Here is a 23,006-nt window from a genome sequence, read left to right as displayed (position 1 = left end):
TAACGCGGCGTAGGTTCTGTGCGACTCCATTGAACGAGTGGCCGATGCATTGCAGGTAGTTACGCAGGGAGCCGTTGGTGGTCTGGCTGGGGGGCAGGGGATCGACCGCCCCTTGTGCCAGTTGTTCGGCGAACTCGATCAGCGCCTGGGGGTCGCCACCCAGCTGTTGGTTCAGCCTGCGCTGCAGGTGCAGGCCCTGAATACCTACGGCAGCGGCTGCCAGGATAGCCAGGGGTACTGTGGCGCTGCTGGGTAGGCCCGATGCCAGAAGGAGAAGGGCGAGGATGGCGGTAGCGGTCAGGGTAACGATGCGAAGAGAGAGGTTCATTGCAGAGCACTCCTGGATTGGTTGGACTGGCCAGCGGTGTATGCGCTGCCAGGTTGCGTGAACTGGGCGAGCAGGCCGGGGATGTCGAGGATCAGTGCCACCGCGCCGCTGCCGAGGATGGTGAAGCCGGACAGCGACGGGACCTGGCCGAATACCTTGCCGAGCGGCTTGATGACGGTCTGGAACTCGCCGTGGAGCTGGTCCACCACCAGGCCGGCGCGGACCCCGGCGTAACTGACCACCACCACGTTCTCCCTGCGGGGCCGCAGGCTGGCTTCCTCGAACAGGTTGCGCAGGCGGATGAAGGGCAGCACGTCACCGCGCAGGTCCAACTGGTCGAGGTCGTCCAGCTCGCTGCTGGGCAGCTCGATGCATTCCTCGACCATGTCCAGGGGCACCACGTAGCTGGAACTGCCGACGCTGATGAGGAAGCCGTCGATGATGGCCAGGGTCAGCGGCAGGCGGATGCGCACGCAGGTACCGGCGCCCAGTCGGCTGTCCAGCTCCACCGTGCCGCGCAGGGCGGCGATGTTGCGCTTGACCACATCCATGCCGACGCCGCGACCGGAGAGGTTGCTGATCTGGTCGGCGGTGGAGAAACCGGGCTCGAAGATCAGGTTGAAAGTGTCCTTGTCGGTCAGTTGCTGGCCTTCGGTGACCAGGCCACGCTGCACGGCCTTGGCGAGGATCTTCTGCGGATTGAGGCCACCACCGTCGTCGCTCACTTCGATGACGATGCCGCCGGCCTCGTGGTAGGCGTTCAGGCGCACCATGCCCTGCAGGGGCTTGCCGCTGGCGCGACGCTGCTCGGCCGGCTCGATGCCGTGGTCCATGGCGTTGCGCACCAGGTGGGTGAGCGGGTCGCCGATCTTCTCCACCACGGTCTTGTCCAGCTCGGTGTCGCCACCGCTGATGCGCAGGACGATGTCCTTGCCCAGCTCCTTGGAGACGTCGCGCACCACCCGCTGGAAGCGGTTGAAGGTGGCGCCGATCTGCACCATGCGCAGGGTCAGGGCGGAGTCGCGGACTTCCTCCACCAGGCGCGAGAGGGTCTCGGCGGATTCGCTCATGTTCACCAGGCCGCAGCCCTGGGCGAGCATGCGGGTATTGGCGCCGGCGATGATCAGCTCGCCCACCAGGTTGATCAGTTGGTCCAGTTTGCCGGCGTCGACGCGGATCAGGTTGGTGTCGCCGCTGGTACGGGCAGTTTCCTTGAGGGCCTTGCCGACCGCGGTGGTTTCGCTCGGCTCGGCGGCCAGCGTTTCTGCCTGCGTGGCGTCGTACATCTCGGCCGGACGCAGGGCGTCCAGGCTGGCCAGTTCGGCCTCGCTGAGGGTGCCGCAGCGCAGCAGGCGCTGGCGTTGGGTCTCGCCTTCATCGGCCTGCTCGGCCAGCAGTTCGGCGTAGCGGGCGAGGGGGGCGTTGGGGGGCAGGATGCGGATGCGGCCTTCCTCGCGGACGAAGTCGAAGGCGCCTTCGAGCACCGCCTGGTCGGCCTCGGTGGTGAAGGCCACTTCCAGGCCCAGGTAGCAGGCTTCGGGGTCGAGGGCCTCGAAGCTGGGCAGGTGGTCGAGCACCGGCTCGATGTGCAGCAGGTCGCCGAAGGTGGCCAGGTAGCGCAGGAAGGACACCGGGTCCATGCCGTCGCGCAGGCTGTCGGCACCGAAGCGCAGGGACAGGTGCCAGTGCTGGCTGGCGACGCCATCGCGGGGCGCGGCTGCGCATTCGGAGGGCGTTTCGGCAGTGACGGCCGGGGTGCCGTTCAGGTATTGGCTGAGGCGTTGCACCAGTTCGGCTTCGTGGATGCCCATGACCTCCGGCAGCTCAGCCAGGTCTCGGCCCTCGGCGAGGTGGTTGACCAGGCCGGCCAGGTGGTCGCCCACCAGCAGCATCAGGGCGCTGAGGTCGGCACTGAACGGCAGTTCGCCGGCGCGGACGCGGTCCAGCACGCTCTCGGCGACATGGGTGAAGGCGACGATGGAGTCGAAGCCGAACAGCCCGGAGGAGCCCTTGATGGTGTGGGCGGCGCGGAAGATGGCGTTGATCAGTTCGGGGTCTTCCGGGGATTGCTCGATCTGCAGCAGGGCGTCTTCCATCTGCTGCAGCAGTTCCCGGCTTTCGGCGATGAAGGTGCCGATCACGCTGTCGAGGTTCATCAGTGCAGCCCTCCGATGGGGAGCAGGTCACGCAGGCCGCTCAATTGCAGGATCTCGGTCATGGCCGGGCTGGCCCCTTCGAGGCTGAGGTTGACGTGTTGGCGCCGAGCCTCCTGGCAGGCCGCCAGCAGCAGCTGCAGGCCGGCGCAATCCACTTCCTCGATGGCGCTGAGGTCCAGGTGCAGGGCCACGGCCCCTTGCAGGGCGTTGGCCAGCAGCAGCTTGGTGTCGGCGGCGGTGTAGATGGTCAGCGCGCTGTCCAGGGTGAGGCGGCGGCTGCCATCGGCGGATTCCAGGGTGCTCATGGCGGTCTCCCGATCAGGGCAGGATCAGCTTGGAAACGGCCGTCAGCATCTGCGCCGGCTGGAACGGCTTGACCACCCAGGCCTTGGCCCCGGCGGCCTGGCCTTCGGACTTCATGGCATCGCCGGCCTCGGTGGTGAGCATGATCACGGGGGTGAACTTGTACGCCGCCAGCTGCTTGACGTTCTTCAGGAAGGTGAGGCCGTCCATGTTCGGCATGTTCACGTCGCTGATGATCAGGTGGACCTTGCGGCCGTCCAGCTTGGTCAGCGCGTCCTTGCCGTCGACGCCTTCGAGGACGTCGTAGCCGGCGTTTTTCAAGGTCATGCCCACTACCTGGCGGATGGAGGCGGAGTCGTCGACGATGAGAATGGTCTTGGCCATGGATCGGTCCTCAGAAGAAGGTGATGTCGGAAGCGGAATGGCTGGTGCCGGGAGTGCCCGAGCCGTTCTTGCGGCCCTGGTGAATGGCGTGCTGTTCGGGGGTGGTGTAGGTGCGGGAGAGTTCGTCGAGCCAGGAGCGGGCATCCACGTGGCTGGCATCGTCCTCCTCCAGGTGCTGGGCCAGGCGGCCGATGTCGTCGCGCATGTGGCCGAGCATCTGGCTGACCCGGTCCTGGAACTGCAGGGCCACCAGCACCTCGGAGATTTCTTCGCCGACCACGGCGTTGTCCTGGCGCAGGGCGTTGCCGTGTTCCATCAGGCGGGTGGCGCCGGAGCGGAACTGGGCGATCACCTGGCGGATCACCTGGCTGGCGTGCTCCAGGGTCCCGGCGTCGCGGGTGGCGTGTTCGTTGGAGACCTGCAGGGTGCGTTCGATGGCGCCGCTGACGGTCTCGATGGTGTCGCCGATGCGCTTGCCGGTTTCCTCGGAGAGGGTGGAGAGCTTGCGCACCTCATCGGCAACCACGGCGAAGCCGCGACCGGCCTCACCGGCGCGGGCGGCTTCGATGGCGGCGTTGAGGGCCAGCAGGTTGGTCTGCTTGGCCACGTCGCCGACTTCCTTGGCCATGGTGCGCAGTTGGGCGGTGTAGCTGTTCAGCCGCTCCACCTCCTGCAGCAGGCTCTCCTTGCTGGAGAGCGCCAGGCGCAGTTGGCTGACGATGTCTTCCAGCTCCACCTCGCTCTGGGCCAGCAGGGTGACCAGGGCATCGCTGTCGGCCTGCATGCCGCTGGAGACGGCCTCGCTGATGCGGCCGGCGAGGCGGGCGAAGCGCTCGGAAAGGGCCTCGATGGCGGTCTGGGTCTGGTGGCGGGCGGATTCGATCTGCGCCGACCAGATCGGCGCAATGCTGACGCACAGCTCGGGCAGGCCCTGCACATGGCGCTCGGCCTCGATCCGGGCCCCTTCGGCCAGGGCCTCGTCGCGGGCCCGGTTGAGTGCCTGTTCATGGGTGGCCCCGCGCTGGGCGAGGACGACCCACATCAGCAGCGTGGGTGCCACGGCCGCCAGGGCCCAGACCGGGGAGGGGAACTGGCTGGCCGTCCAGAACAGCACCGCGCAACCGGCACCGCAGAGGGCGATGGGCAGCCAGGGGACGCTGGAAGTGGGGGTCGGGCTCGTCACGGTCACGCTCCTTCAGGACACGGGGCCCGCAGCGGCGATGCGTTGCGGGGTTGTGTCCAGCATGGGCGCGGGGCGCGATCGGCCCTATCGTCCTATCCCGGTGATGGCATCAGGACATCCTGCTTTTTTGTAGGGATTTCCCGAGGGGCCGCGTTACCGCAGTCCATGGGATGTGGCGAGGTCACGCACGACATCCCGGCATGTGGCGTCGCTGCTCAGGCCGTCAGCCCGTGGGTCATGGCGTACTTGATGATGTCGGCGTTGCAGGTGAAGCCCATTTTCTCCATCAGCCTCGTCTTGTGGGTGCTGACGGTCTTGTTGCTGATCACCAGTTGGTCGGCGATCTGGTTGACGCTGAGGCCTTGACCCAGCAGGCGGAGGATCTGGAACTCGCGGTCGGAAAGCTGTGCAGCAGTATCGTCCACGGGGTTGCTGCTGGCGAAGGCGAGTTGCTCGGCGATGCGCGGGTCCAGGTAGCGGCCGCCGCCGGCGACCCGGTGGATCGCGGCCAGGAGGGTTTCGGGGTTGTGGTCTTTGGTCAGGTAGCCGCTGGCCCCGGCACGCAGGGCGCGTTGGGCGATCTGCGCCTCGTTGTGCATGCTCAGCACCAGAATCGGCAGGCGTGGGTAGCGGCCGTGAACGCGGCTGATCAGGTCCTCGCCGCTGAGGCCGGGCATGCTCATGTCCAGTAGCAGCAGGTCGAATTCCCCCACCCGCAGCTGCTCCAGCACCTGGGCGCCGTTTTCCGCCTCGGCTGCCACCTGCAGGCGGGTGTCGAACTCGATCAGTTGCTTGAGGCCGCCGCGCATGATGGCGTGGTCGTCGGCAATGAGGATGCGGGTCATGGGGACTCCGTAGGCTCGTTGACGGGGAAGGTGGCTTGCACCGTGGTGCCCTGGCCCGGGTGGCTGAAGATCACCACTTCGCCGCCCAGGCTGGTGCCGCGTTCGCGCATGCCGGCCAGGCCCAGGGAGCGCTTGCCGACCTTGGTCGGGTCGAAGCCTTGGCCGTTGTCGGTGATGTCCAGCACGTAGCGGTCGTCGAGCCGCTCCAGGCTGATCACTGCACGGCTGGCACCGGAGTGACGGGCGATGTTGGTCAGCGCTTCCTGGACGATGCGGAAGGCGGTGGTGGCCTGGTTGTCGTCCAGGGTTGGGGCTCCGCTGTGGGCCACCAGTTCGCAGGTGATGTGGGCGTGGTGGCTGCGGAATTCGTCGATGAGCCATTCCAGGGCCGGGTAGAGGCCCATGTTGAGAGCAGAGGGGCGCAGGGTGGTGGCAATGGAGCGGACCACGCCGATGGTGCGGTCGCACAGCGCCATGAGCCGCTCCACGCCCTCGCTCAGCCCCGGTGCCTGCTCACCGTGCCGCAGGCGCAGCAGGGAGATGCCCATGCGCAGGGCGGTGAGGTGCTGGCCGAGTTCGTCGTGGATCTCCCGGGCGATCAGCTTGCGCTCCTCCTCGCGGGCGCTTTCCCGGCGGCTGGACAGCTCGCGCAACTGGCGGTTGCTGGCGGCCAGGCGGCGCTCCGCCTTGCGGATACCGCTGATGTCGCGGGCCACCGAGATGACGCTGGTCACCTCGCCCTCGGCGTTGCGCTCCGGCACCAGTTGCATGAGGTAGTGAATCTGCCGGTCGGCGGGGCCGTCGATGCCGTGGATCAGCTCCTCCTCCATGGACTCGCCGGTGGCGGCCACCTCGCGCACCAGGTCGGCCATGATGTCGACCTGGGAGTTGTCGCCGAAGGCTTCTCGCGCCGGTCGGCCTCGGGCCTCCACCAAGGGCAGGCGACACAGCGCCTCGAGGGCTGGGTTGGCGTAGATGAGGCGGAAGTCGGGGGTCAGCCGGCCGATGGCATCGGGGGTGTTCTCGATCAGCGCGCGGAACTGCCGCTCGTTGCGCAGCAGGGCGTTGGCGATACGCCGCTGTTCGGTGAAGTCGTGGACCAGCGCCAGGCTGTAGGGGCGCTGGTTGTAGTGGAAATGGCTGAACTGGAGGGTGACGTAGCGCGGCGAGTCTTCGCCGGGCACCTGCAGTTCGCAGCTCAGTATCCGTTGGTTTTCCAACGCCTCCTGCAGGCTCTCGTCGTCGGCCAGCAGGTCCGCCAGTGTGCCGACCAGTGGCGCGAGGACCTGTGACAGGGACTGGCCCAGCAAGCTCTGGCGCGATTGTCCGGTGAGGCGACAGGCAGCCTCGTTGAGGTAGCGGATGTGCCGTTCGCCATCCAGCAGAAGCACCCCGTCGGCGGTGTAGTCCAGGGCGTAGCTCAGCAGGTACATCTGCTCGGCACGCTGACGGTGTCCCAGGGGCGGTTGCAGGCGCACCAGGTAGTGGGTGGGTTGGCCGTGATCGTCCTCGACCATGCGCAGGCTCAGGTGCAGCCAGTGGGGATTGGCGGCCGGTGAGGCCAGGCGCACTTCGCCACACTCCATGTCCTCATGCTGGCGCAGGGCACGGTCGAAGGCGCGGCGTACCGCATGGCGGTCGCGCGGGTGCAACAGTGTCTCCAGTGGCTCGCCAAGCAGGTCGGCACCGGGTCGCCCGAGCATCTCCACCAGGGCCCGGTTTACGTGCTGGATACGGCCGTCGAGTTCGAGCAGGACCAGGCCCACCGACGACGACTCGAATGCCCGGCGAAAGATGTCTCCCTCAGCGCTGTGGCCCATGACTCCCCCGATCACGTGCGATGCGACCGAAGGAGTATGGATCAGTGGCGAAATGCTGGCAGATTTTTGCTCAGGCCAACCACTCGCGCAGCAGCGACAGCGTCTGCTCCGGCGCCTCCAGGGGCGGCAGATGGCCGCACCCGGGGATGATCTCCAGGCGCGAGCCGGGTATGGCGGCGTGCATCAAGTAGGCTTCGGCGGGTGGGGTGATCAGGTCGTCGGCGCCCACCACGACCAGCGTGGGGAGTTGAAGACGGGGCAGCAGGTCGAGGGCGTCCTGGCGCTGGATGATCGCCTGCTGCTGGCGGATGAAACCCTCCCGTCCCACATCGCGGGCCATGGCGCGCACGGTGTCGGCCACCGGAGTGCCCAGGTGGCGGGGGTGGATCAGCCGGCGCAGCAACTGCGGGCTGACGCCGACGAAGCGGCCGTGGCGCGCCAGCTCCAGCAAGCCCTTGCGGTTGGCGGCGCGCTCGGGGCTGTCCGGGCTGGCCATGGTGTCCACCAGGGCCAGGCGGGTCACCCGCTCCTGGGCCTGGCGGAGGATTTCGAAGGCCACGTAGCCGCCCATGGAGAGCGCGCCCAGGGCGAAGCGTGGCGGCGCCTCGGCCAGCACCCGGCGGGCCATGGCGGGAATGCTGTCGTCACGGGTCAGGTCGGCGATGTGCACCGGCCGCTCCGCGCGCAGGGCATCGGCCTGATGGGCCCACAGGCGCGAGTCGTTGAGCAGGCCCGGCAGCAGGAGCAGGGCATCGGGTGAAGGGGTCATGCGGTACTCGATACGGCGGCCCGGCGGGGCCGGGCATCGATGGGGTCACGGGGTGGGCGGTTCGACGCCTTGTTCGCGGTAGATGGACAGCACGTCGCCGTTGCGGCGCATGGCCTCCAGCTCGCGACCGAGGCGATCGTAGAGTGCCGCGCGGCCGCTGTCATACAGCTTCTGCGAGGCAGCGAAGCGGTTTTCCACGCGGATCGGCTCGCGCAGCCCGGCGTAGGTGTAGTCGCTGAAGCCGATGTTCTCGAAGGCGGTGTCGATGGCGGCCTTGTCCAGCGCGGCGATGGTGTCGATGCGGCCGGCGCGGAACATGCGCACCAGGATGTCGTCGTCCACCGCCGGTTGCTTGTTGAGACTGGCGTCGGTGTCGAAACGCGGAAAGTACAGGGTGCTGCGCTTGATGCCGATGTGCAGCGGTGCCAGGTCTTCGTAACGCTCCAGCCGCTGAGTGGGGCGTATGGCGAAGAGAATGTACTTGTGCTGGGTGCCGATGCTCGGCAGGTAGTGCAGGTAGTGGTCGCGCTCCGGGTCGGGCAACACCCTGGGCACCAGGTCGATGCGCCCCTCACGCAGGTCCGCCAGGCTGCGTGCGAAGGGCGCGTAGCGCCATTCCAGGTGCAGGCCGGCGCGCTCGGCGGCCACCTCCAGCACCTTGACCAAGGGGCCGGTGGGGCGCCCGTCGATGCTCCAGATTTCGGGCGGGCGGTCGCGCAGGTCGACGCGCAGCGTGTCGGCTCCGGCCAGCGCAAACGCCGGGAGCAGCAGGATCAGGAAGGCAGAAAGGAATCGCATGGGACGTTCTTCTGTTGTCGCCCGTGTCCGTCGAGGGGCGTGGATGCCGGAACTGTGGAGGTGAAATCGCAGGGGTGCAACCCGACTCCCGTAGGGGGGACCCCGGCCGCGGCAGCCCGGGGTCACACCGGGGGGCTGTAGGCCAGTAGCGCGCGCATCAGCGCCAGGTAGCGTCGGGCGCCGAGGCCGCTCGGGTTCGCCTTCAGCCAGACGATGTCGACGCCGATGCGCAGGTGGCTGCTCATGTTGTCGAAGCGCACCGTCTGCAGCGCTCCACCGGCCACCAGCGGCGCCACCAGGGGTTCGGGCAGGTAGGCCCAGCCGACGCCGGCCTGCACCAGTTCCAGGGCGGCCAGGTGGTTGTCGCAGAGCCAGACCCGGTGCGCCAGGACGATCTGCGGGTCCGAGGCCGTGGGCGCGCCGCTGGCGACGATGATCTGCCGGCGCGCGGCCATCTCCCGCTCGTCCAGGGGGCTGGGGGCGAAGTCCGGAGCCGCCACGGCCACCAGCACCTGGCTGCCGGCTTCCTGGAAGGCTTCGCGCTCGTCGATGCCCGGCCGTTCGAACACCAGCGCCAGTTGCACTTCGCCGGCATGCAGCAGGCGGATGGCTTCGGCCTGGGGCGCCGAGCGCACCTCCACCTCCAGGGCCGGGAACTCCCGTGCCAGGCTGGCCAGCGGGCGGCTCCAGGGGCCGCTCTGCAGCTCCGGCGCCATGGCCAGGCTGAGCCGGCGCTCCAGCCCCTGGTGCAGTTGCAGGGCGTGGGCGTCCAGCAGGTTGAGCTGGCTGGCGGCCTGGCGGGCCTGGGGCTCCAGGGCCAGTGCCGCCTGGGTGGGCAGGGCCCTGCGGGTGGAGCGGTCGAACAGCACCAGGTCAAGCTCCGCCTCCAGTTGCGAGACGGCCATGCTCACCGCCGAGGGCACCCGCCCGAGCTGGCGCGCGGCGGCGGAGAACGAGCCGTGGTCGAGCACGGCGAGGAAGGTGCGCAGGGTGTCGCGGCTGAAGGCCATGGTTGTCAGTTCGGCTGATGACGGTCGTCTTTTTCTATCAGCGAAAGGGGCCTAGTTTCCAGCGCCATCACAACCAGCAGGAGCAGGACCATGGCAACCACAGGGTGGCAAGGGCAGGTGGCGCTGATCAGCGGCGCCGGAAGCGAGGCAGGCATCGGCCTGGCCATCGCCCGGCGGCTGGGCCAGGCGGGTGCACGCCTGGTGATCACCGCCAGCAGCGAGCGCATCGCCCAGCGGGTGGCCGAGCTGCGCGCCGAGGGGTTCGAGGTGGAAGGCCGCCCGGCGGACCTCACCGACGAAGCCCAGGTGGCGGAACTGGCGAGCTGGGCCGAAGCCCGCTGGGGCCGCATCGACGTCCTCGTCAACAACGCCGGCATGGCCATGCAGGGCAGCCCGGAGCCCTTCGCCACAGTCGCGGAGATGGACCTGGCGACCTGGAACCTGTCCCTGGCGCGCAACCTCACCACCGCCTTCCTGCTCACCCGGGCCGTGCTGCCGGGCATGCAGGCACGGGGTTACGGGCGCATCGTGCAGATCAGCTCCACCACCGGCACCCGTGGCAGCAACCCCGGCGAGGCGGCCTACAGCGCGGCCAAGGCCGCCATGGTGGGGATGAACATGGGGTTGGCGCTGGAAGTGGCGCGCCACGGCATCACCGTCAACAGCGTGGCCCCTGGCTGGATCGCCACCGCGTCCAGCACCGAGGAGGAGCGCCATGCCGCCGGCTACGTGCCGGTGGGGCGTGCCGGCCGGCCGGAGGAAGTGGCGGCGGCCGTGGCCTTCCTGGCCTCCCCCGAAGCCAGCTACATCACCGGCGAGCTGCTGGTGGTGGATGGCGGCAACTGCCTGATCGAAAACAAGGCCCCCTGAGGAGCACCGCATGAACAGCATCATCATCACCGGCGCCGCCGGAGGCTTGGGGCGCAGCCTGGTGAGGCGCTTCCACCAGACCGGCTGGAACGTACTGGCCACCGACGTGGACGCCGTTGGCCTGGAGCAGGTGCGCGAGGCGTTCCCCGGCTGTACCATCGCCGTCGCCGACATCCGTCGCCCGGACAACTGCGAGGCGGTGGTCGCGGCCGCGATCAGCGCCTTTGGTCGGCTGGATGCGCTGGTCAACGCCGCCGGCATCTGGCGCGAAGGCCCGGTGGAGCACTTCAGCGAGGCGGACTTCGATCTGGTGCTGGGGGTGAACCTCAAGGCCGTGTTCTTCATGTGCAAGGCGGCCATCCCGCACCTGCGCGCCACCCACGGCAGCATCGTCAACATCTCCAGCGATGCCGGGCGCCAGGGCAACCGCAACGCCGCCGCCTACTGCGCCAGCAAGGGCGGGGTGGCGCTGCTGACCAAGACCCTGGCCCTGGACCTGGCCCCCGACGGCGTGCGCTGCAACGTGGTATCCCCCGGCGACATCGTCACCCCGATGCTGACCTTCCAGGCCGAGCGCTATGGCAACGGCGACCCTGACGGCTATTACCGCGAGTTGCTGGCCAAGTACCCCCAGGGCGAACAGGCGCGCTTCATCCAACCGGAGGAAGTGGCCGAGCTGTGCCATTTCCTCTGCCAGCCCCTGGCGCGCTCCATCACTGGGGCGGACCTGGCCATCGACTGCGGGCTGTCGGCCGGCAACTGAGGGGAGCGGTCCGGGCATTTTCCTCGGGATGGCCTATCACTAATGGGGGGCTTCGCCTGGCCCCGCGAGCGCTGACCGTCGTGAGCGCCGAAATGATGACTCTCCCTTGAGGAACACCTGCATGAACCCGATCCGCACGCTGCTCCCCGTTGTCCTCGCCGTGGGTATCGCCCTCGGTGGTTGCACCAGCAAGACCGTGAGCGAGGGCCAGTATTCCGGTTTCCTCTCCAGTTACGACGGCCTGGAGAGCGCGCGTTCCGCCTCCGGGGTGCCGGTGATGCGCTGGATGGACCCCGGCTTCGAACTGTCCCGCTACGACAGCCTGGTGCTGCAACCGCTGGGCTTCTACCCGCAACCCAAGCCCGATGCACGGGTCGATCAGGCTACCCTGGATGCCGTGCTGGCCCGTGCCAACCAGCAGATGGCTGCCGTTCTGGCCCAGCGCCTGCCGCTGGTCAGCCCCGAGCAGGCCGGCCCGCGCACCCTGGTGTTCCGTGGCGCTATCACCGGCGTTGCTGCCGAGAACCAGGGCCTGCGCCCCTACGAGGTGTTGCCGATCGCCCTGGTACTGGGGGGCGCCATGGCCGCCGCCGGTGAGCGGGACCAGAACACCGAGCTGTTCCTGGAAGGCGAGTTGGTGGAGAACGCCACTGGCAAGTCCGTCATGCGGGTCGTGCGCAAGGGCTTTGGCAAGACCCTGAGCAACGACCGGCAGAAGGTCACCGCCGCCGACCTGGCCCCGGTGATCGACCAGCTCACCCGCGACGCCCTGCAGTTCCAGGCCGCCAAGACCGCGCCATAACGCCTCTGCCCGTCGGCTTCCCGGTGGAGCCGACGGGCTGTCTGCAACGCCTCAACCCGTAACGCCGACGTCCGTTTCCAGGCGCGCCAGCAGCCACTTGCAGAAGCTGCGGGTGAGGGCATCGCCCTCGCTGTCACGGTGCACCAGCCAGCTCCAGTTCGGGCCGCGGACCTCGCGTGTCGACAACGCCACCAGCAGGCCCTGCTGGCGTACCCGGGCCGACAGCAGGCGGCTCACCAGGGCAATGCCCAGGCCCTGGACGGCGGCGTCCAGCAGCAGGCCGGGGTCGGAGAAGTTCAGGCCCTGGCTCTGTTGCCCCACATCCTCGCCGCCTTGTACCTGCCAGTGGCTCCAGTCCATTTCCCGTTCGCCATGCAGGGTGGTGCGCGCCGCTGTGGGCGTGGCCAGCAGTTGCGGATGGCAGGCCGGTTGCAGGCGGTCCTCCAGCAGCACGCGGAAGCTGCACTCGGCCTGGGCGCTGAGGTCGTCGCGCACGGCGATGTCGATGGTCTGGGTGGCCATGTCCGGGGTTTCGTCGGTGGTCAGCAGCCAGAGGTCCACCTCGGGGTGGTGCCGGTGGAAGTCCGCCAGGTTCGGCACCAGCCAGTGGCGGGCGAAGGCCGGCGTGGTGTTCACCACCAGTTGGTTGGGCTTGCGGTACTGGTCCAGCCGGCGGATGCCCACGGCCAGTTGCTGAAGCATCGACTGGGTGGTGCTGAGCAGGTCCAGGCCGGCGTCGGTGAGGGCCACGCTGCGCCCGTTGCGGAAGAACAGCGGCTGCTCCAGGTAGCTTTCCAGGCTGCGGATCTGCTGGCTGATGGCCGACTGGGTCAGGTGCAGCTCGTCCGCCGCCTTGTGGAAGCTGCCCAGCCGTGCGGCGGCTTCGAAGCCCCGCAGGGCGTTCAGGGGAGGCCAGTGCTTGAGCATGATTGATAAGCCTGTCTAATCAGATATATGGAAAAAGCATCGTTTGTTGGCCCGAACCATAGGGCCTAGCATGCAGGCCATCACCGCGGCCACGGTTTTCAGTGATAACAAATTTTTAACTGAAGGCACTTTGTATGCAACTCGACGATGCACGCGACGGCTGGTTCATGCCAGCGGAATGGGCACCCCACGCCGCTACCTGGATGGCGTTTCCCCACAACCAGACGCTCTGGGAGCACGGCTGGGGCGTGACCCTGGCAGACGTCCAGGACGACTTCGCCCGGGTGGCCAACGCCATTGCCCGGTTCGAGCCGGTGAAGCTGGTGGTGGACCCGTCCGCCGTGGAGCGGGCACGGGCGCTGTGCGGGCCCAATGTCGAACTGGTGGTGATGGCCATCGACGACAGTTGGTGCCGCGACTCCGGCCCGAGCTTCGTGCTGCACCCACGCCTGGGCGTTGCCGGCGTCAGTTGGCGCTTCAATGCCTGGGGCGGCAAGTCGGCCCATGGTCTGGACGCCACCCTGGGCGCGCGCATCCTGGCGGACCTGGGCCTGGACTGCCTCCATGCGCCGCTGGTGAACGAGGGCGGCGCGATCCATGTGGACGGGCAGGGCACGCTGATCACCACCGAGTCGGTGCTGCTCAACGCCAACCGCAACCCCGGCGTGAGCAAGGCCGAGATGGAGGCGCTGTTCGCCCGCCTGCTGGGGGTGCGCAAGACCATCTGGCTGCCGGGCGACCCGGACCACGTCACCGGCGACATGACCGACGGCCACGTGGACGGCGTCTGTGCCTTCGCCCGACCCGGCGCGCTGCTGGTGGACGCCACCCGCGACAGCGGCTCGGTGTACGCCGACGTGGTGCGGGAGAACCGCCGTGCACTGGAGCTGGCCACCGATGCCCGGGGCCGTCGTTTCGAGATGCTGGAGCTTTTCGAGGCCACCGACGCGGTGGACACCGAGGCCGAGGTGTTCTGCGCCTCCTACACCAACTTCTACATCGCCAACGGCGCCATCATCATGCCGGCCTACGGCATTGCTGCGGACGACGAAGCGGCTGCCACGCTGCGCCTGGCGTTCCCCGGCCGCGAAGTGGTGCCGGTGCGCATCAACCACCTGGCCCATGGCGGCGGCGGGGTGCACTGCATCACCCAGCAGCAGCCGGCCTGGCCGGTGGAGGGTTGAGCCCATGAGCCTCCTCACTGTTGCCACTACGCAATTCGCCTGCAGCTGGGACCTGGCGCGCAACCTGGACCGGGCCGAAGCGCTGGTGCGCGAAGCGGCCGCCCAGGGCGCCCGGCTGATCCTGCTGCAGGAGCTGTTCGCCACCCCGTACTTCTGCATCGAACAGGACCACCGCCACCTGGCCCTGGCCCAGGAATACGGGCGCAGCCCGATCCTCGCGCGCTTCGCCGACCTTGCCCGGGAGCTGGGCGTGGTGCTGCCGCTGAGCTGGTTCGAGCGGGCCGGCAACGCCTACTTCAACGCCCTCAGCGTGGCCGATGCCGACGGCCGCCTGCTGGGTGTCTACCGCAAGACCCACATCCCCAACGCCATCGGCTACCAGGAGAAGGAGTACTTCAGCCCCGGCGACACCGGCTTCCGCGTCTGGGATACCGCCCATGGGCGCATCGGCACCGGCATCTGCTGGGACCAGTGGTTCCCCGAGACCGCGCGCTGCCTGGCGCTGATGGGCGCCGAGGTGCTGCTGTTCCCCACGGCCATCGGCTCTGAGCCGGGGGCGGCCGGGCTGGACTCTCGCGACCATTGGCAGCTGACCCAGCGTGGCCACGCGGCCGCCAACATCCTCCCAGTGATCGCCGCCAACCGCGTCGGCGAGGAAGTGGCCGGCAGCGACGCCGACCTGCGCATGCGCTTCTACGGCTCGTCCTTCATCACCGACCACAAGGGCCGCCTGCTGGCCGAGGCGGACCGTGAATCCGAAGGCGTGTGGGTGCAGGCGCTGGACCTCCCGGCCATGGCCGAGGAGCGCCTCACCTGGGGCGTCTACCGCGACCGCCGACCGGAAATGTACCGCCCGCTGCTGGGCCTGGACGGGCGCCACACCCACTGCCACTGGCACCCCACGGAGGCCGGCCGATGAACCTGGGCAGATCCCTGCTGGTCCTGGCCCTCGGGCTCGGCCTGGGCAGCGCGCACGCCGAGGAGAAGCTGCTGCGCCTCTACAACTGGGCGGACTACTTCGCCCCCGACACCCTGGAAGCCTTCACCCGCGAGACCGGCATCCGCGTCATCTACGACGTGATGGACAGCAGCGAGACACTGGAGGCCAAGATGATGTCCGGCCACAGCGGCTACGACCTGATCTTCCCCGGCGATACCGTGGCCGAGCGGCTGATGCGCGCCGGTGCGCTGCAGCCGCTGGACCCGGCCAGGCTGGAGCACCTGGACGAGATCGAGCCCGGCCTCAAGACCCTGCAGACCCGCTACCCGTACTCGCGCCATGCCACCGTGCCTTACACCTGGGGCACCATCGGCCTCACCTACAACCAGGCGCAGATCGACGCGCGCCTGCCCGGTGCACCGGTCAACAGTCTGGACATGCTGTTCAAGCCCGAGCTGGCCGCGCGCTTCGCCGATTGCGGCATCTCCCTCATCGACTCCCCCGACGAGGTGCTGGCAGTGGTGCTCAACTACCTGGGGCACGACCCGCGCAGCGCACGGCCGGAGGACCTGGCCGAGGCCGTGGCGCTGCTCAAGGGCATCAAGCCCTACATCCGCAAGTTCCAGTCACAGCCGGTCACCCAACTGGTCAACGGCGACATCTGCCTGTCCCTCGGCTACAGCGGCGACATGACCCAGGCCCAGCGCAGCGCCGACGAGGCCGGCAAGGCCGTGCGCTTCCAGTACCGGGTGCCCCGCGAAGGCACCACTGTGTGGATGGACACCATGGCCATTCCCGCCGACGCCATGCACCCGGAGTACGCCTACGCGCTGATCAACTTCCTCATGCGCCCCGAGCGCATGGCAGCCATCAGCAATGCCACCGGCTACCCGACCTCCAGCGCGGCGGCGCGGCCCCTGGTGGCCGAGGACATGCGCAACAACCCGGACATCTACGTCGACGCGGCCACCTACCAGCGGCTGATTCCCGGCAAGGACATCCCCCAGCGGGACATGCGCGCGCGGATGCGTGCCTGGACCACCTTCAAGACCGCCCGGTCCCCGTGACCGCCCGTTGAACGGAGCACGTGCAATGACGACACGACGCGATTTCATGAAACACATGATGCTGGCCAGCGGGCTCGGTGCAGCGGCCACCCTGGGCCTGGGGTTCGGCGCGGCGCGGGTGCCGGCGGCGCTGGCCGCCAGCTGGTACATGCCCGGCGAGCACCACCGCCAGGAGCGGGTGATCATCGCCTACGCCGCATCCCCCGCCATCTGGGAGGACTGGGCCGGCGCGGTGAACGCCACCCTGGGCAAGCTGGCCCGCACCATTGCCAAGTACCAGCCGGTCACCGTGCTGCACCGCCCCGGCCAACTGGCCCAGGCGCGCAGTGCCTGCGGCACGGTCAACGTCGAGTACCTGCCGGTGGCGCTGGATGACGTGTGGGTGCGCGACTACGGCGGCTGCTTCGTGACGGACGGTGCCGGCGGCCTGGGGCTGGTGGACTTCAACTTCAACGGTTGGGGGCGCAAGCAGGCGGCCGGCAATGACACCCACGTCGCCGACCTTCTCAGCGAGGAGATGGAGGCCAGCTACCTGCGCAGCGCGCTGGTGGGCGAGGGCGGCGGTATCGAAGTGGACGGCGCCGGCACGGCGATCCTCACCGAGAGCTGCTGGATCAACGGCAACCGCAACCCGGGGCTGGGCAAGGCACAGATCGAGGCGGAGCTGAAGGCCAACCTCGGGCTGCGCAAGATCATCTGGCTGCCCGGCATCAAGGACAAGGACATCACCGACGCCCACGTGGACTTCTACGCGCGCTTCGTGGAGCCGGGCGTGGTCATCGCCAACCTGGACAACGATCCCAAGTCCTACGACTACGCGGTGACCCGCCGCCACCTGGAGATCCTCAAGGCGGCCACCGACGCCGATGGCCGTCGCCTGGTGGTGCACACGCTGCCGCCGCCGCTGAAGGTGCGCAGCAATGCGTACACCCGGGGCAACCCGGACTTCGCCCCTGGCTACATCAACTTCCTGCTGCTCAACGGTGCGGTGATCGCCCCGCAGTTCGGCGATGCGGCGGCGGACGCCTACTGCAAGTCGCTGCTGACCCGGCTCTACCCGGGGCGGGTGGTGGAGCAGTTGAACATCGACCCGATCGCCGCCGGGGGTGGTGGCATCCACTGCGTGACCAAGCATCTGCCACAGGTCTGAGGGCAGGTGCAACCCGGCGTGATGGCCGGGTGCTACCCACAGAAACGGTGGATGACGCTGTGGATAAGCGGTTGACCGACGACCTCGGCGCCCGGCAGGCGGGGCCTGTGCCGGGCTGGTGGTTTTATGAACGGTGGGTGTGCACAAGATTGCTGGGCGGGAAGCCCGTGCGCGCCGGGTTGCACCGGCGCGCACGGTGTTTCAGCGCTTGCGCTGCCGTGGGCGCAAGCGGCGCCAGCCGATCACCACGCCGCTGAGGCAGATCGCCAGGCCACCGAGGCTGAAGCCGATGACCAGCGCCTCGCGCAGCAGGGGCCGCTCCAGCAGCGGGGGCCAGTCCCAGCTGTGCAGCAGGTTGAATAGCCAGCGGCCGGCCCGGCGGTTGCCGTCCAGCACATCCAGCACCGCGCCGGTGTGCGGGTCCAGGTGGACCCAACTGTGGCCGTCGTCCTCGAACTGGAGTCGTAGCATCGGCAGGCGGCGGGGCTGGCCGCCGTACATGCTGGCATCACCGCGGGCGTAGTAGTACGCGTCGTAGTGCTGCAGCCATTCGGCGTGGGCCACCGGGATCGGCGCGGCCGCTTCCAGGGTGGCCTGGGGCAGCCGTTCCAGCGCCGCGCCGGTGCCGTCCTGGGGCAGCACGCGGCTGTTGCCCTGGGCATCCAGCGCGCTGAGGTAGGCGTGCCCGCCGAGCATCCGCCATTCCAGCTCCACCGGCGCCAGGCCCGATTGCTCCAGGCGCTGCAGGGCGTCCGCCAGGTCGCCTTGCAGTGTCGCCGCGCTGAGCGGAGCGCCCTGGAAGACTGCTGGCGTCAAGGCCGAGCGGCCTTCGGTGAGGTGCCAGGGGCGCATGGACATCAGCCCGCTGAAGACCCACAGCACCAGCAGGGTGCCGAACAGCAGCCCGCTGATGTGGTGCCAGCGACCGAACCCCGAGGGGTAGGGCGAGCGCGAGCCGCTGCGGTAGGGCTTGGAGAAGCGCCAGCGCAGCAGCCCGACCACCATGCCCAGCAGGGCCATCAGCGTGGCGGCGAGGGCGAGGTAGATGACGATGTTCGACCAGGCGCCATCCAGCCACCCGCCGCGCAGCGGGTACAGCCAGTGCAGCCAGGCCCCGAGCAGGTTCCAGGCCCGTTCGTGGGCGCTGGCGTCGCGCACCACTTCACCGGTGCGCGAGGACAGGTAGAGCTGGGTGCCGGCGGCATCGCGCAGTTGCACGCGGTGCAGGGGCCGGTCCCCGTCCAGGGCACGGCTGTGGCTCCAGAGGTCTTCGTCGACCAGCCCGAGGTGGCCCGCCTCGGCGTCGCCGAAGTGCCGGGCGATGCCCAGCGCTTCGGCGGAACCGACCCCGTCCAGCACCTGGCCGCTGCGGGCGTCCACCGCGCGGTTGCCGCTGGCGTAGCCGAGCAGGTAGCGCGGCTCACCCGCCACCTGGGCCAGGCGCAGGCTGCGCGGCGGCTCGCCGCCGGCCGCCTGCAGGGCCTGGGCCGGCGATACGCAGCCGGCACAGGCCAGCGGGGCCTGGTGCTGCAGGCGCTCGGCCTGGGTCAGCTTGGGGTAGCCGACGTAGAGCATGACGATGCCGGAGACGAACCACAGCGCCATGAACAGGCACAGCGCGATGCCCAGCCAGCGGTGCCAGAGGTAGAGGTGGCGTTTCATCACGGCCGCCTCAGAAACGCAGGTCCAGCGCTACTTCGAGGCTGCGCGGTTCACCCAGGTAGTACTGCGCGTTGCTCTGGTGGATGAAGCGCGCGTAGACCTCGTCGGTCAGGTTGCGCAGCCGCGCGCTGACCTTGGTGTTGGCGTCCAGTTGATGCTCCACGAAGGCGCCGTAGAGGGTGTAGGAGGGCACCCACTGGGTGTTGGCGTTGTTGGCGTACACCGCCGAGACGTAGCGCGCGTCCACGCCGGTGCGCCAGCCTTGTACCGGCTCCCAGGTGAGCCAGAGGTTGGCCAGGCGGTCGGGGATGTTCACCGGGGTCTTGCCCTTGCGCGAGACGTTGACGCCGCCGACGGTCTCGTTGAAGTCGTCGAAGCGGGCGTCCACCCAGGCGACGTTGCCTTCCAGGGTCCACTGCGGGGTGAAGCGGTAGGAGGCCGCCAGTTCCACGCCGTCGGAGGTCTGCTGGCCGGCCTGGACGGTGCCGTTGGGGTTGTTGACGTCGCTGATGGGGAAGTCCTTGCGGACGATCCGGTAGGCGGCGACGGTGGCGCTGCCACGGCCTTCGTCGAAGTCCAGCTTGCTGCCCACTTCCAGTTGCTTGCCGGTGCTCAGGTCGTAGTCGCGCACCTGGGTGAAGGAGGCGCCGGTGAGGGTGCCGCCCGGCGGCTCGGCCGAGGTGCTGTATTGCACGTAGAGGTTGGCGTCGGAGGTGAACTGCCAGACCAGCCCGGCACGCCCGGTGATGGCGTCCCAGCGGCGCTCGAAGGAGGACGGCGCGTTGGCGCTGACGGTGCCGTGGTTGGTGGCGTCCAGCTCGATGTGGTCGTAGCGCAGGGCGGTGATCAGCGAGAAGCTGTCGGTCAACTGCTGGCGGTTTTCGGCGAAGCCGGAGGTGGTGCGCACCTCGTTGCTGCGGGCCTTGACCAGCCCGCTGGCCATGCCGGGGATCTCGTCGAAGCTGCCGGGGTTTGGGTTGCCGGGGGTGACGATGTCGACGGTGCCGCTGCTGGAGCGCGGGTAGACGCTCTGCTGGTTGACGCTGTAGTCGAGGCCGAAGGCCCAGTCGCTGACGCGGCCGAACAGCTCGCCCTTGTGCAGCAGCTCCAGGCGGTTGCCGTTGAGCTCCTGGTCGTGGCGCTGCAGGTAGGCGCCGCTGCGGACGATGTTGCCGGCGGCGTTGTACTTGTAGACCTCGAGGTTGCGGTAATCGCGCTGGCCTTCGTAGTGGTAGAAGGTGTTGCGCAGGCTGGTGGCGTCATCCACCTGGTAGTCGGTGATGGAGCGCAGCCAGCGGGTGCGCTGCTCGTAGCGGCCGTCGTCGACGTTGTAGTTGCTGAAGCGGTCGTGGCGGTCGATCTTCAGCTCGCCGGTGCGGTTGGCGTTGAGCGTCGGTGCGCCCCAGTAGGGGCTGTCTTCCTTCTCTTCCAGGTACTCCACCGCCAGGGTGTGGGAGAGGCGGTCGGTGAGGTCGCTGAGCAGGGAGAAGGCGACGTTGCTGGCGCCGCGCTCCTGGCGGTCGATGTAGCCGTTGCTGTCGTTGCGGCTGAAGTCCAGGCGCGCGTAATGACGCGGGCCGGGGCCATCGTTGAGGGCGCGGTTGATGCCGATGGAGGTTTCCCGGTCATCGAAGCGGGCGTAGCGGATGCGCGCTTCGCCGCTGTCCTCGCGGCTGGCCAGGCGGGTGATGTAGTTGAGGCTGCCGCCCACCGAGCCGCTGCCGTGGAGGAAGGAGGAGGGGCCGCCGACCAGCTCGACGCGGTCGTAGATCCAGGCGTCCACCGGGCGGTTGGCGGCGCTGTACTGCAGGCTGATGCCGTTGAACAGCTGGTTGACCTGGGCGCCGTTGAAGCCGCGGTAGGCGACGTAGCCACCCCAGCCGGGCGGGGCGGAGGCGTTGACGCCGGGCAGGGCGTTGGCCACGTCGAGGAAGTTGCGCGCGCCGATGCGGTCGATCTTCTCGCGGTCGGCCACCGCCACCGAGGCGGGGTTCTCCCGCAGGCTCAGGCCCAGGCGCGAGGTGCCGGGGGATTGGCTGTCCAGGTCCAGGCCGGGTTGCTTCTCGGCGTCGGCGTTGACGGTGCTGGTGGGCAGTTCGAGGGCGTCGTGCTTCTTTTCAGCGGCGTAGGCGAGGTTGCAGGCGCAGATCGCCAGCGCCAGGCAGGTGTACTTCGGGGTCATGGAGACTCTTTCCTTGCAAGCGTGCAGCAGCGAGCCGGCGCGTCAGGCGCCGGGGCGGTTCAGGCGGGCAGGAAAAGGGCAGGGGAGGCGCGGGGATTGAGCGAGGGCCAGCGCTCGCGGGGCGGTGGCTGGGGGTGCTGGTTGGCGTCGAGGGTGACGCCGCGCGGGGCAATGCCCAGGTCGAGCTGCCAGGCGTCGCTGTTCAGTGCGACGGCGGCGGCGTAGGACGAGCACAGCGGGCAGGTGAACTGCATCGGCGCGTGGTCGCTGCCGTTGTCGTCGAGGCCGTCGGAGGCATCGTGACCGAGGCTGCAGTAGCCGCCGTCGAGACCGCTGAGCTCCAGGCCGCTCATCTGGCCATGGTGCAACCCGCAGGCGAACAGGCTGAACAGGACGCTCGCGTAGAGCAGCCAGGCGGTCAGTGTCCGGGTCGAGGGGGCGGGTTTCATGGGCGGCGACTTTATCAGTCGGCGGTGCTGGCGCGATACGGACGTGTCCGAAATTTCCCTGCCAAATGAAAGGCTTGGCCCTTTGCTTCATGGGGTGAAAGCGAGGCTGCGACCATTCGGGGCCTGCAGGTGTTCTGTGCGGGTCGTCATCACTGGATGGTCGCCGCTCCGTTATGCTGCGCGACCGATCACCGCAGGGCACCCCGGATGAGCGAGCCGACCCTCACCCCTTATCGCATCAGCGAGCAGGACTACCTGCGCAGCAGCCGCCTTGGCGGACGCTTGCGCACGCGCCACCGCAACCTGCTGCTGGCAGGTGTTTTCGTGCTGGTCGCCATGGCGTTGTATTCGCTGAAGGTCGGTGATCGGGCGACGGCCTATCCCCTGGTGGCCGGCATCGGTGGCGGGGGGCTGGTCGCGCTGGCCTTGCGCCTGCTGGTGCAACCCATGCTGATGCGCCGGCAGTACCGCCGCTACGCGCTGATGAAGCAGGAGCAGCGGGTTGGCTTCGCACCCGAAGGGCTGCACTTCCAGTCCGCCGTGGGCGAGGCGGTGGTCCATTGGGCCAACTTCCATGGCTGGCGGGAGAACGAGGCGTTCCTGGTGCTGTTCATCGCGCCCCGGGTCTTCTACGTGCTGCCCAAGCGGATCGCCGAGGCGGGCTTCCCCCTGGAGGCGCTGCGCAACGCCTTGGCTCGGGAAGTGGGGCCGTCCTGCTGAGGCGTGTTCGGGAATGGGGCCTGTGCACGGCCCTGCCGGGCCACTTGTGGGTAGAGTGGCCGTCCCTCGACATCACCACGGAAGGTCCATGAGCACGCCACGCATTCGCCTCTTCGCGGACAACGTCCATTTCGTCGACACCGATTTCCGACGCCCGCAACCCCTGGGCCCCGTCAACAGCACGCTGGGCAAGCTCATCCTCGCCGTGATCCTGGGCATGCTCGGGCTGTTCGTGCTGGGCTTATGGAGTGATCAGGAGTGGCTGGTGGCCCTGGGGCTGCTGGGTGCCGTGGTGGTGCCGCTCGTCATGCTGGGGGTGAGCAGTTGGCTGCACCCGCCGGCGCGCGAAGAGGCCTACTTTGACGCCGAGGGCCTGTTGCTGAAGCTTGTGCCGGCACGCGAGTCGGAGCCGGGGCGGGAGGTGCGTATCCCTTTCGCGACCCTGCAGGACCTGGTGATGGAGTCCAAGGTCAACCGCGAGGGCAGCCGCATCCACCAGTGGCGCCAGTACCGCATCCGCACCCATCAGGAAGGGGAGCGCCCCCACGTGATGATCAACACCTTCCGCCCGCTGCACCTGGTGCTCCAGGACCTGGAACGGATCAGCCAATTACCCGGTGCGGCTGAACTGCCGATACGCCTCGAACTGCCCCGGGACCAGCATGACGCGCTGATGCAGGTGGAGCGCTGAGGG

General features: G+C 68.6%; 22 protein-coding genes. 9 read left to right on the top strand and 13 right to left on the bottom strand.

Going from position 1 to position 23,006, the window contains the following annotated elements:
* Positions 1–324: 324 nt before the first annotated feature.
* From A9G05_RS09485 to A9G05_RS09445, 9 genes are all read right to left on the bottom strand, one after another.
* Positions 325–2,484, bottom strand: coding sequence for a chemotaxis protein CheA (locus A9G05_RS09485; protein ID WP_069560728.1), 2,160 nt, complete (start codon positions 2,482–2,484; stop codon positions 325–327).
* Positions 2,484–2,789, bottom strand: a complete 306-nt coding sequence (locus A9G05_RS09480; RefSeq protein ID WP_069560727.1) for a lipid asymmetry maintenance protein MlaB — start codon at positions 2,787–2,789, stop codon at positions 2,484–2,486. Before A9G05_RS09480 ends, A9G05_RS09485 begins: the two co-directional genes overlap by 1 nt.
* A gap of 13 nt (positions 2,790–2,802) precedes the next feature.
* Positions 2,803–3,171, bottom strand: a complete 369-nt coding sequence (locus A9G05_RS09475) for a response regulator (RefSeq protein ID WP_069560726.1) — start codon at positions 3,169–3,171, stop codon at positions 2,803–2,805.
* Positions 3,172–3,181: 10 nt separating this feature from the next.
* Complete coding sequence (locus tag A9G05_RS09470; protein WP_371850558.1) at positions 3,182–3,955, bottom strand: methyl-accepting chemotaxis protein; 774 nt, start codon at positions 3,953–3,955, stop codon at positions 3,182–3,184.
* A gap of 614 nt (positions 3,956–4,569) precedes the next feature.
* Positions 4,570–5,199, bottom strand: a complete 630-nt coding sequence (locus A9G05_RS09465; protein ID WP_069560724.1) for a response regulator transcription factor — start codon at positions 5,197–5,199, stop codon at positions 4,570–4,572.
* Complete coding sequence (locus tag A9G05_RS09460) at positions 5,196–7,019, bottom strand: PAS domain-containing protein (RefSeq protein WP_069560723.1); 1,824 nt, start codon at positions 7,017–7,019, stop codon at positions 5,196–5,198. Before A9G05_RS09460 ends, A9G05_RS09465 begins: the two co-directional genes overlap by 4 nt.
* 70 nt (positions 7,020–7,089) lie before the next feature.
* Positions 7,090–7,788 (bottom strand): alpha/beta fold hydrolase, encoded by a 699-nt coding sequence (locus tag A9G05_RS09455; RefSeq protein WP_069560722.1) that lies wholly within the window; start codon positions 7,786–7,788, stop codon positions 7,090–7,092.
* Between the two features lie 45 nt (positions 7,789–7,833).
* Positions 7,834–8,586 (bottom strand): ABC transporter substrate-binding protein, encoded by a 753-nt coding sequence (locus tag A9G05_RS09450; protein WP_069560721.1) that lies wholly within the window; start codon positions 8,584–8,586, stop codon positions 7,834–7,836.
* Positions 8,587–8,708: 122 nt separating this feature from the next.
* Positions 8,709–9,596, bottom strand: a complete 888-nt coding sequence (locus A9G05_RS09445) for a LysR family transcriptional regulator (protein WP_069560720.1) — start codon at positions 9,594–9,596, stop codon at positions 8,709–8,711.
* A 90-nt stretch (positions 9,597–9,686) separates the two neighbouring features.
* On the opposite strand from A9G05_RS09445, the gene A9G05_RS09440 reads away from it, so the two are divergent.
* From A9G05_RS09440 to A9G05_RS09430, 3 genes are all read left to right on the top strand, one after another.
* Positions 9,687–10,466, top strand: a complete 780-nt coding sequence (locus A9G05_RS09440) for an SDR family NAD(P)-dependent oxidoreductase (protein ID WP_069560719.1) — start codon at positions 9,687–9,689, stop codon at positions 10,464–10,466.
* 10 nt (positions 10,467–10,476) lie between these two features.
* Positions 10,477–11,229: an SDR family NAD(P)-dependent oxidoreductase gene (locus A9G05_RS09435; protein WP_069560718.1), complete on the top strand. Its 753-nt coding sequence runs from the start codon at positions 10,477–10,479 to the stop codon at positions 11,227–11,229.
* Positions 11,230–11,350: 121 nt separating this feature from the next.
* Entirely contained in the window at positions 11,351–12,031 is a 681-nt protein-coding gene (locus A9G05_RS09430) for a DUF3313 domain-containing protein (protein ID WP_069560717.1), read from the top strand.
* A gap of 51 nt (positions 12,032–12,082) precedes the next feature.
* Here the strand turns inward: A9G05_RS09430 and A9G05_RS09425 are convergent, their stop codons facing one another.
* Positions 12,083–12,958: a LysR family transcriptional regulator gene (locus A9G05_RS09425; RefSeq protein ID WP_069560716.1), complete on the bottom strand. Its 876-nt coding sequence runs from the start codon at positions 12,956–12,958 to the stop codon at positions 12,083–12,085.
* A 134-nt stretch (positions 12,959–13,092) separates the two neighbouring features.
* Here A9G05_RS09425 and A9G05_RS09420 point away from each other — a divergent pair, with 134 nt between their 5' ends.
* From A9G05_RS09420 to A9G05_RS09405, 4 genes are read left to right on the top strand one after another with little or no spacing between them, the layout of a single operon-like run.
* Entirely contained in the window at positions 13,093–14,142 is a 1,050-nt protein-coding gene (locus A9G05_RS09420) for an agmatine/peptidylarginine deiminase (RefSeq protein ID WP_069560715.1), read from the top strand.
* A 4-nt stretch (positions 14,143–14,146) separates the two neighbouring features.
* Positions 14,147–15,061, top strand: coding sequence for an N-carbamoylputrescine amidase (aguB, locus tag A9G05_RS09415; RefSeq protein ID WP_069560714.1), 915 nt, complete (start codon positions 14,147–14,149; stop codon positions 15,059–15,061).
* Positions 15,058–16,149: an extracellular solute-binding protein gene (locus A9G05_RS09410; protein ID WP_069560713.1), complete on the top strand. Its 1,092-nt coding sequence runs from the start codon at positions 15,058–15,060 to the stop codon at positions 16,147–16,149. Before aguB ends, A9G05_RS09410 begins: the two co-directional genes overlap by 4 nt.
* Positions 16,150–16,174: 25 nt before the next feature.
* A complete protein-coding gene (locus tag A9G05_RS09405) occupies positions 16,175–17,299 on the top strand; it encodes an agmatine/peptidylarginine deiminase (protein WP_069560712.1) in 1,125 nt (374 codons plus the stop codon).
* Between the two features lie 201 nt (positions 17,300–17,500).
* Here A9G05_RS09405 and A9G05_RS09400 read toward each other — a convergent pair whose 3' ends face one another.
* From A9G05_RS09400 to A9G05_RS09390, 3 genes are read right to left on the bottom strand one after another with little or no spacing between them, the layout of a single operon-like run.
* Complete coding sequence (locus A9G05_RS09400) at positions 17,501–18,961, bottom strand: PepSY-associated TM helix domain-containing protein (RefSeq protein ID WP_069560711.1); 1,461 nt, start codon at positions 18,959–18,961, stop codon at positions 17,501–17,503.
* 10 nt (positions 18,962–18,971) lie between these two features.
* The gene (locus A9G05_RS09395) at positions 18,972–21,143 is read right to left on the bottom strand and encodes a TonB-dependent siderophore receptor (RefSeq protein ID WP_069560710.1); all 2,172 of its coding nucleotides are present in this window, start codon (positions 21,141–21,143) and stop codon (positions 18,972–18,974) included.
* A gap of 59 nt (positions 21,144–21,202) precedes the next feature.
* Positions 21,203–21,592, bottom strand: a complete 390-nt coding sequence (locus tag A9G05_RS09390) for a DUF2946 domain-containing protein (protein WP_069560709.1) — start codon at positions 21,590–21,592, stop codon at positions 21,203–21,205.
* Between the two features lie 207 nt (positions 21,593–21,799).
* Between A9G05_RS09390 and A9G05_RS09385 the strand changes: the two genes are divergently transcribed.
* Together A9G05_RS09385 and A9G05_RS09380 are read left to right on the top strand one after the other, a co-directional pair.
* Positions 21,800–22,312: a YcxB family protein gene (locus tag A9G05_RS09385; RefSeq protein ID WP_069560708.1), complete on the top strand. Its 513-nt coding sequence runs from the start codon at positions 21,800–21,802 to the stop codon at positions 22,310–22,312.
* An 88-nt stretch (positions 22,313–22,400) separates the two neighbouring features.
* Positions 22,401–23,003, top strand: coding sequence for a hypothetical protein (locus A9G05_RS09380; RefSeq protein ID WP_069560707.1), 603 nt, complete (start codon positions 22,401–22,403; stop codon positions 23,001–23,003).
* Positions 23,004–23,006 lie beyond the last annotated feature (3 nt).

It is taken from the genome of Pseudomonas sp. ENNP23 (assembly GCF_001728945.1).
In the GTDB taxonomy this organism is placed as follows: domain Bacteria; phylum Pseudomonadota; class Gammaproteobacteria; order Pseudomonadales; family Pseudomonadaceae; genus Metapseudomonas; species Metapseudomonas otitidis.
Note: the sequence above shows the minus strand (reverse complement) of the source record. Positions and strands in the feature narration are given on the sequence as shown.

Coding starts and splice junctions, on each gene's coding strand:
- A9G05_RS09485 (WP_069560728.1), bottom strand. CDS start 2,484: ATGAACCTCGACAGCGTGATCGGCACCTTCATCGCCGAAAGCCGGGAA.
- A9G05_RS09480 (WP_069560727.1), bottom strand. CDS start 2,789: ATGAGCACCCTGGAATCCGCCGATGGCAGCCGCCGCCTCACCCTGGAC.
- A9G05_RS09475 (WP_069560726.1), bottom strand. CDS start 3,171: ATGGCCAAGACCATTCTCATCGTCGACGACTCCGCCTCCATCCGCCAG.
- A9G05_RS09470 (WP_371850558.1), bottom strand. CDS start 3,955: ATGCAGGCCGACAGCGATGCCCTGGTCACCCTGCTGGCCCAGAGCGAG.
- A9G05_RS09465 (WP_069560724.1), bottom strand. CDS start 5,199: ATGACCCGCATCCTCATTGCCGACGACCACGCCATCATGCGCGGCGGC.
- A9G05_RS09460 (WP_069560723.1), bottom strand. CDS start 7,019: ATGGGCCACAGCGCTGAGGGAGACATCTTTCGCCGGGCATTCGAGTCG.
- A9G05_RS09455 (WP_069560722.1), bottom strand. CDS start 7,788: ATGACCCCTTCACCCGATGCCCTGCTCCTGCTGCCGGGCCTGCTCAAC.
- A9G05_RS09450 (WP_069560721.1), bottom strand. CDS start 8,586: ATGCGATTCCTTTCTGCCTTCCTGATCCTGCTGCTCCCGGCGTTTGCG.
- A9G05_RS09445 (WP_069560720.1), bottom strand. CDS start 9,596: ATGGCCTTCAGCCGCGACACCCTGCGCACCTTCCTCGCCGTGCTCGAC.
- A9G05_RS09440 (WP_069560719.1), top strand. CDS start 9,687: ATGGCAACCACAGGGTGGCAAGGGCAGGTGGCGCTGATCAGCGGCGCC.
- A9G05_RS09435 (WP_069560718.1), top strand. CDS start 10,477: ATGAACAGCATCATCATCACCGGCGCCGCCGGAGGCTTGGGGCGCAGC.
- A9G05_RS09430 (WP_069560717.1), top strand. CDS start 11,351: ATGAACCCGATCCGCACGCTGCTCCCCGTTGTCCTCGCCGTGGGTATC.
- A9G05_RS09425 (WP_069560716.1), bottom strand. CDS start 12,958: ATGCTCAAGCACTGGCCTCCCCTGAACGCCCTGCGGGGCTTCGAAGCC.
- A9G05_RS09420 (WP_069560715.1), top strand. CDS start 13,093: ATGCAACTCGACGATGCACGCGACGGCTGGTTCATGCCAGCGGAATGG.
- aguB (WP_069560714.1), top strand. CDS start 14,147: ATGAGCCTCCTCACTGTTGCCACTACGCAATTCGCCTGCAGCTGGGAC.
- A9G05_RS09410 (WP_069560713.1), top strand. CDS start 15,058: ATGAACCTGGGCAGATCCCTGCTGGTCCTGGCCCTCGGGCTCGGCCTG.
- A9G05_RS09405 (WP_069560712.1), top strand. CDS start 16,175: ATGACGACACGACGCGATTTCATGAAACACATGATGCTGGCCAGCGGG.
- A9G05_RS09400 (WP_069560711.1), bottom strand. CDS start 18,961: ATGAAACGCCACCTCTACCTCTGGCACCGCTGGCTGGGCATCGCGCTG.
- A9G05_RS09395 (WP_069560710.1), bottom strand. CDS start 21,143: ATGACCCCGAAGTACACCTGCCTGGCGCTGGCGATCTGCGCCTGCAAC.
- A9G05_RS09390 (WP_069560709.1), bottom strand. CDS start 21,592: ATGAAACCCGCCCCCTCGACCCGGACACTGACCGCCTGGCTGCTCTAC.
- A9G05_RS09385 (WP_069560708.1), top strand. CDS start 21,800: ATGAGCGAGCCGACCCTCACCCCTTATCGCATCAGCGAGCAGGACTAC.
- A9G05_RS09380 (WP_069560707.1), top strand. CDS start 22,401: ATGAGCACGCCACGCATTCGCCTCTTCGCGGACAACGTCCATTTCGTC.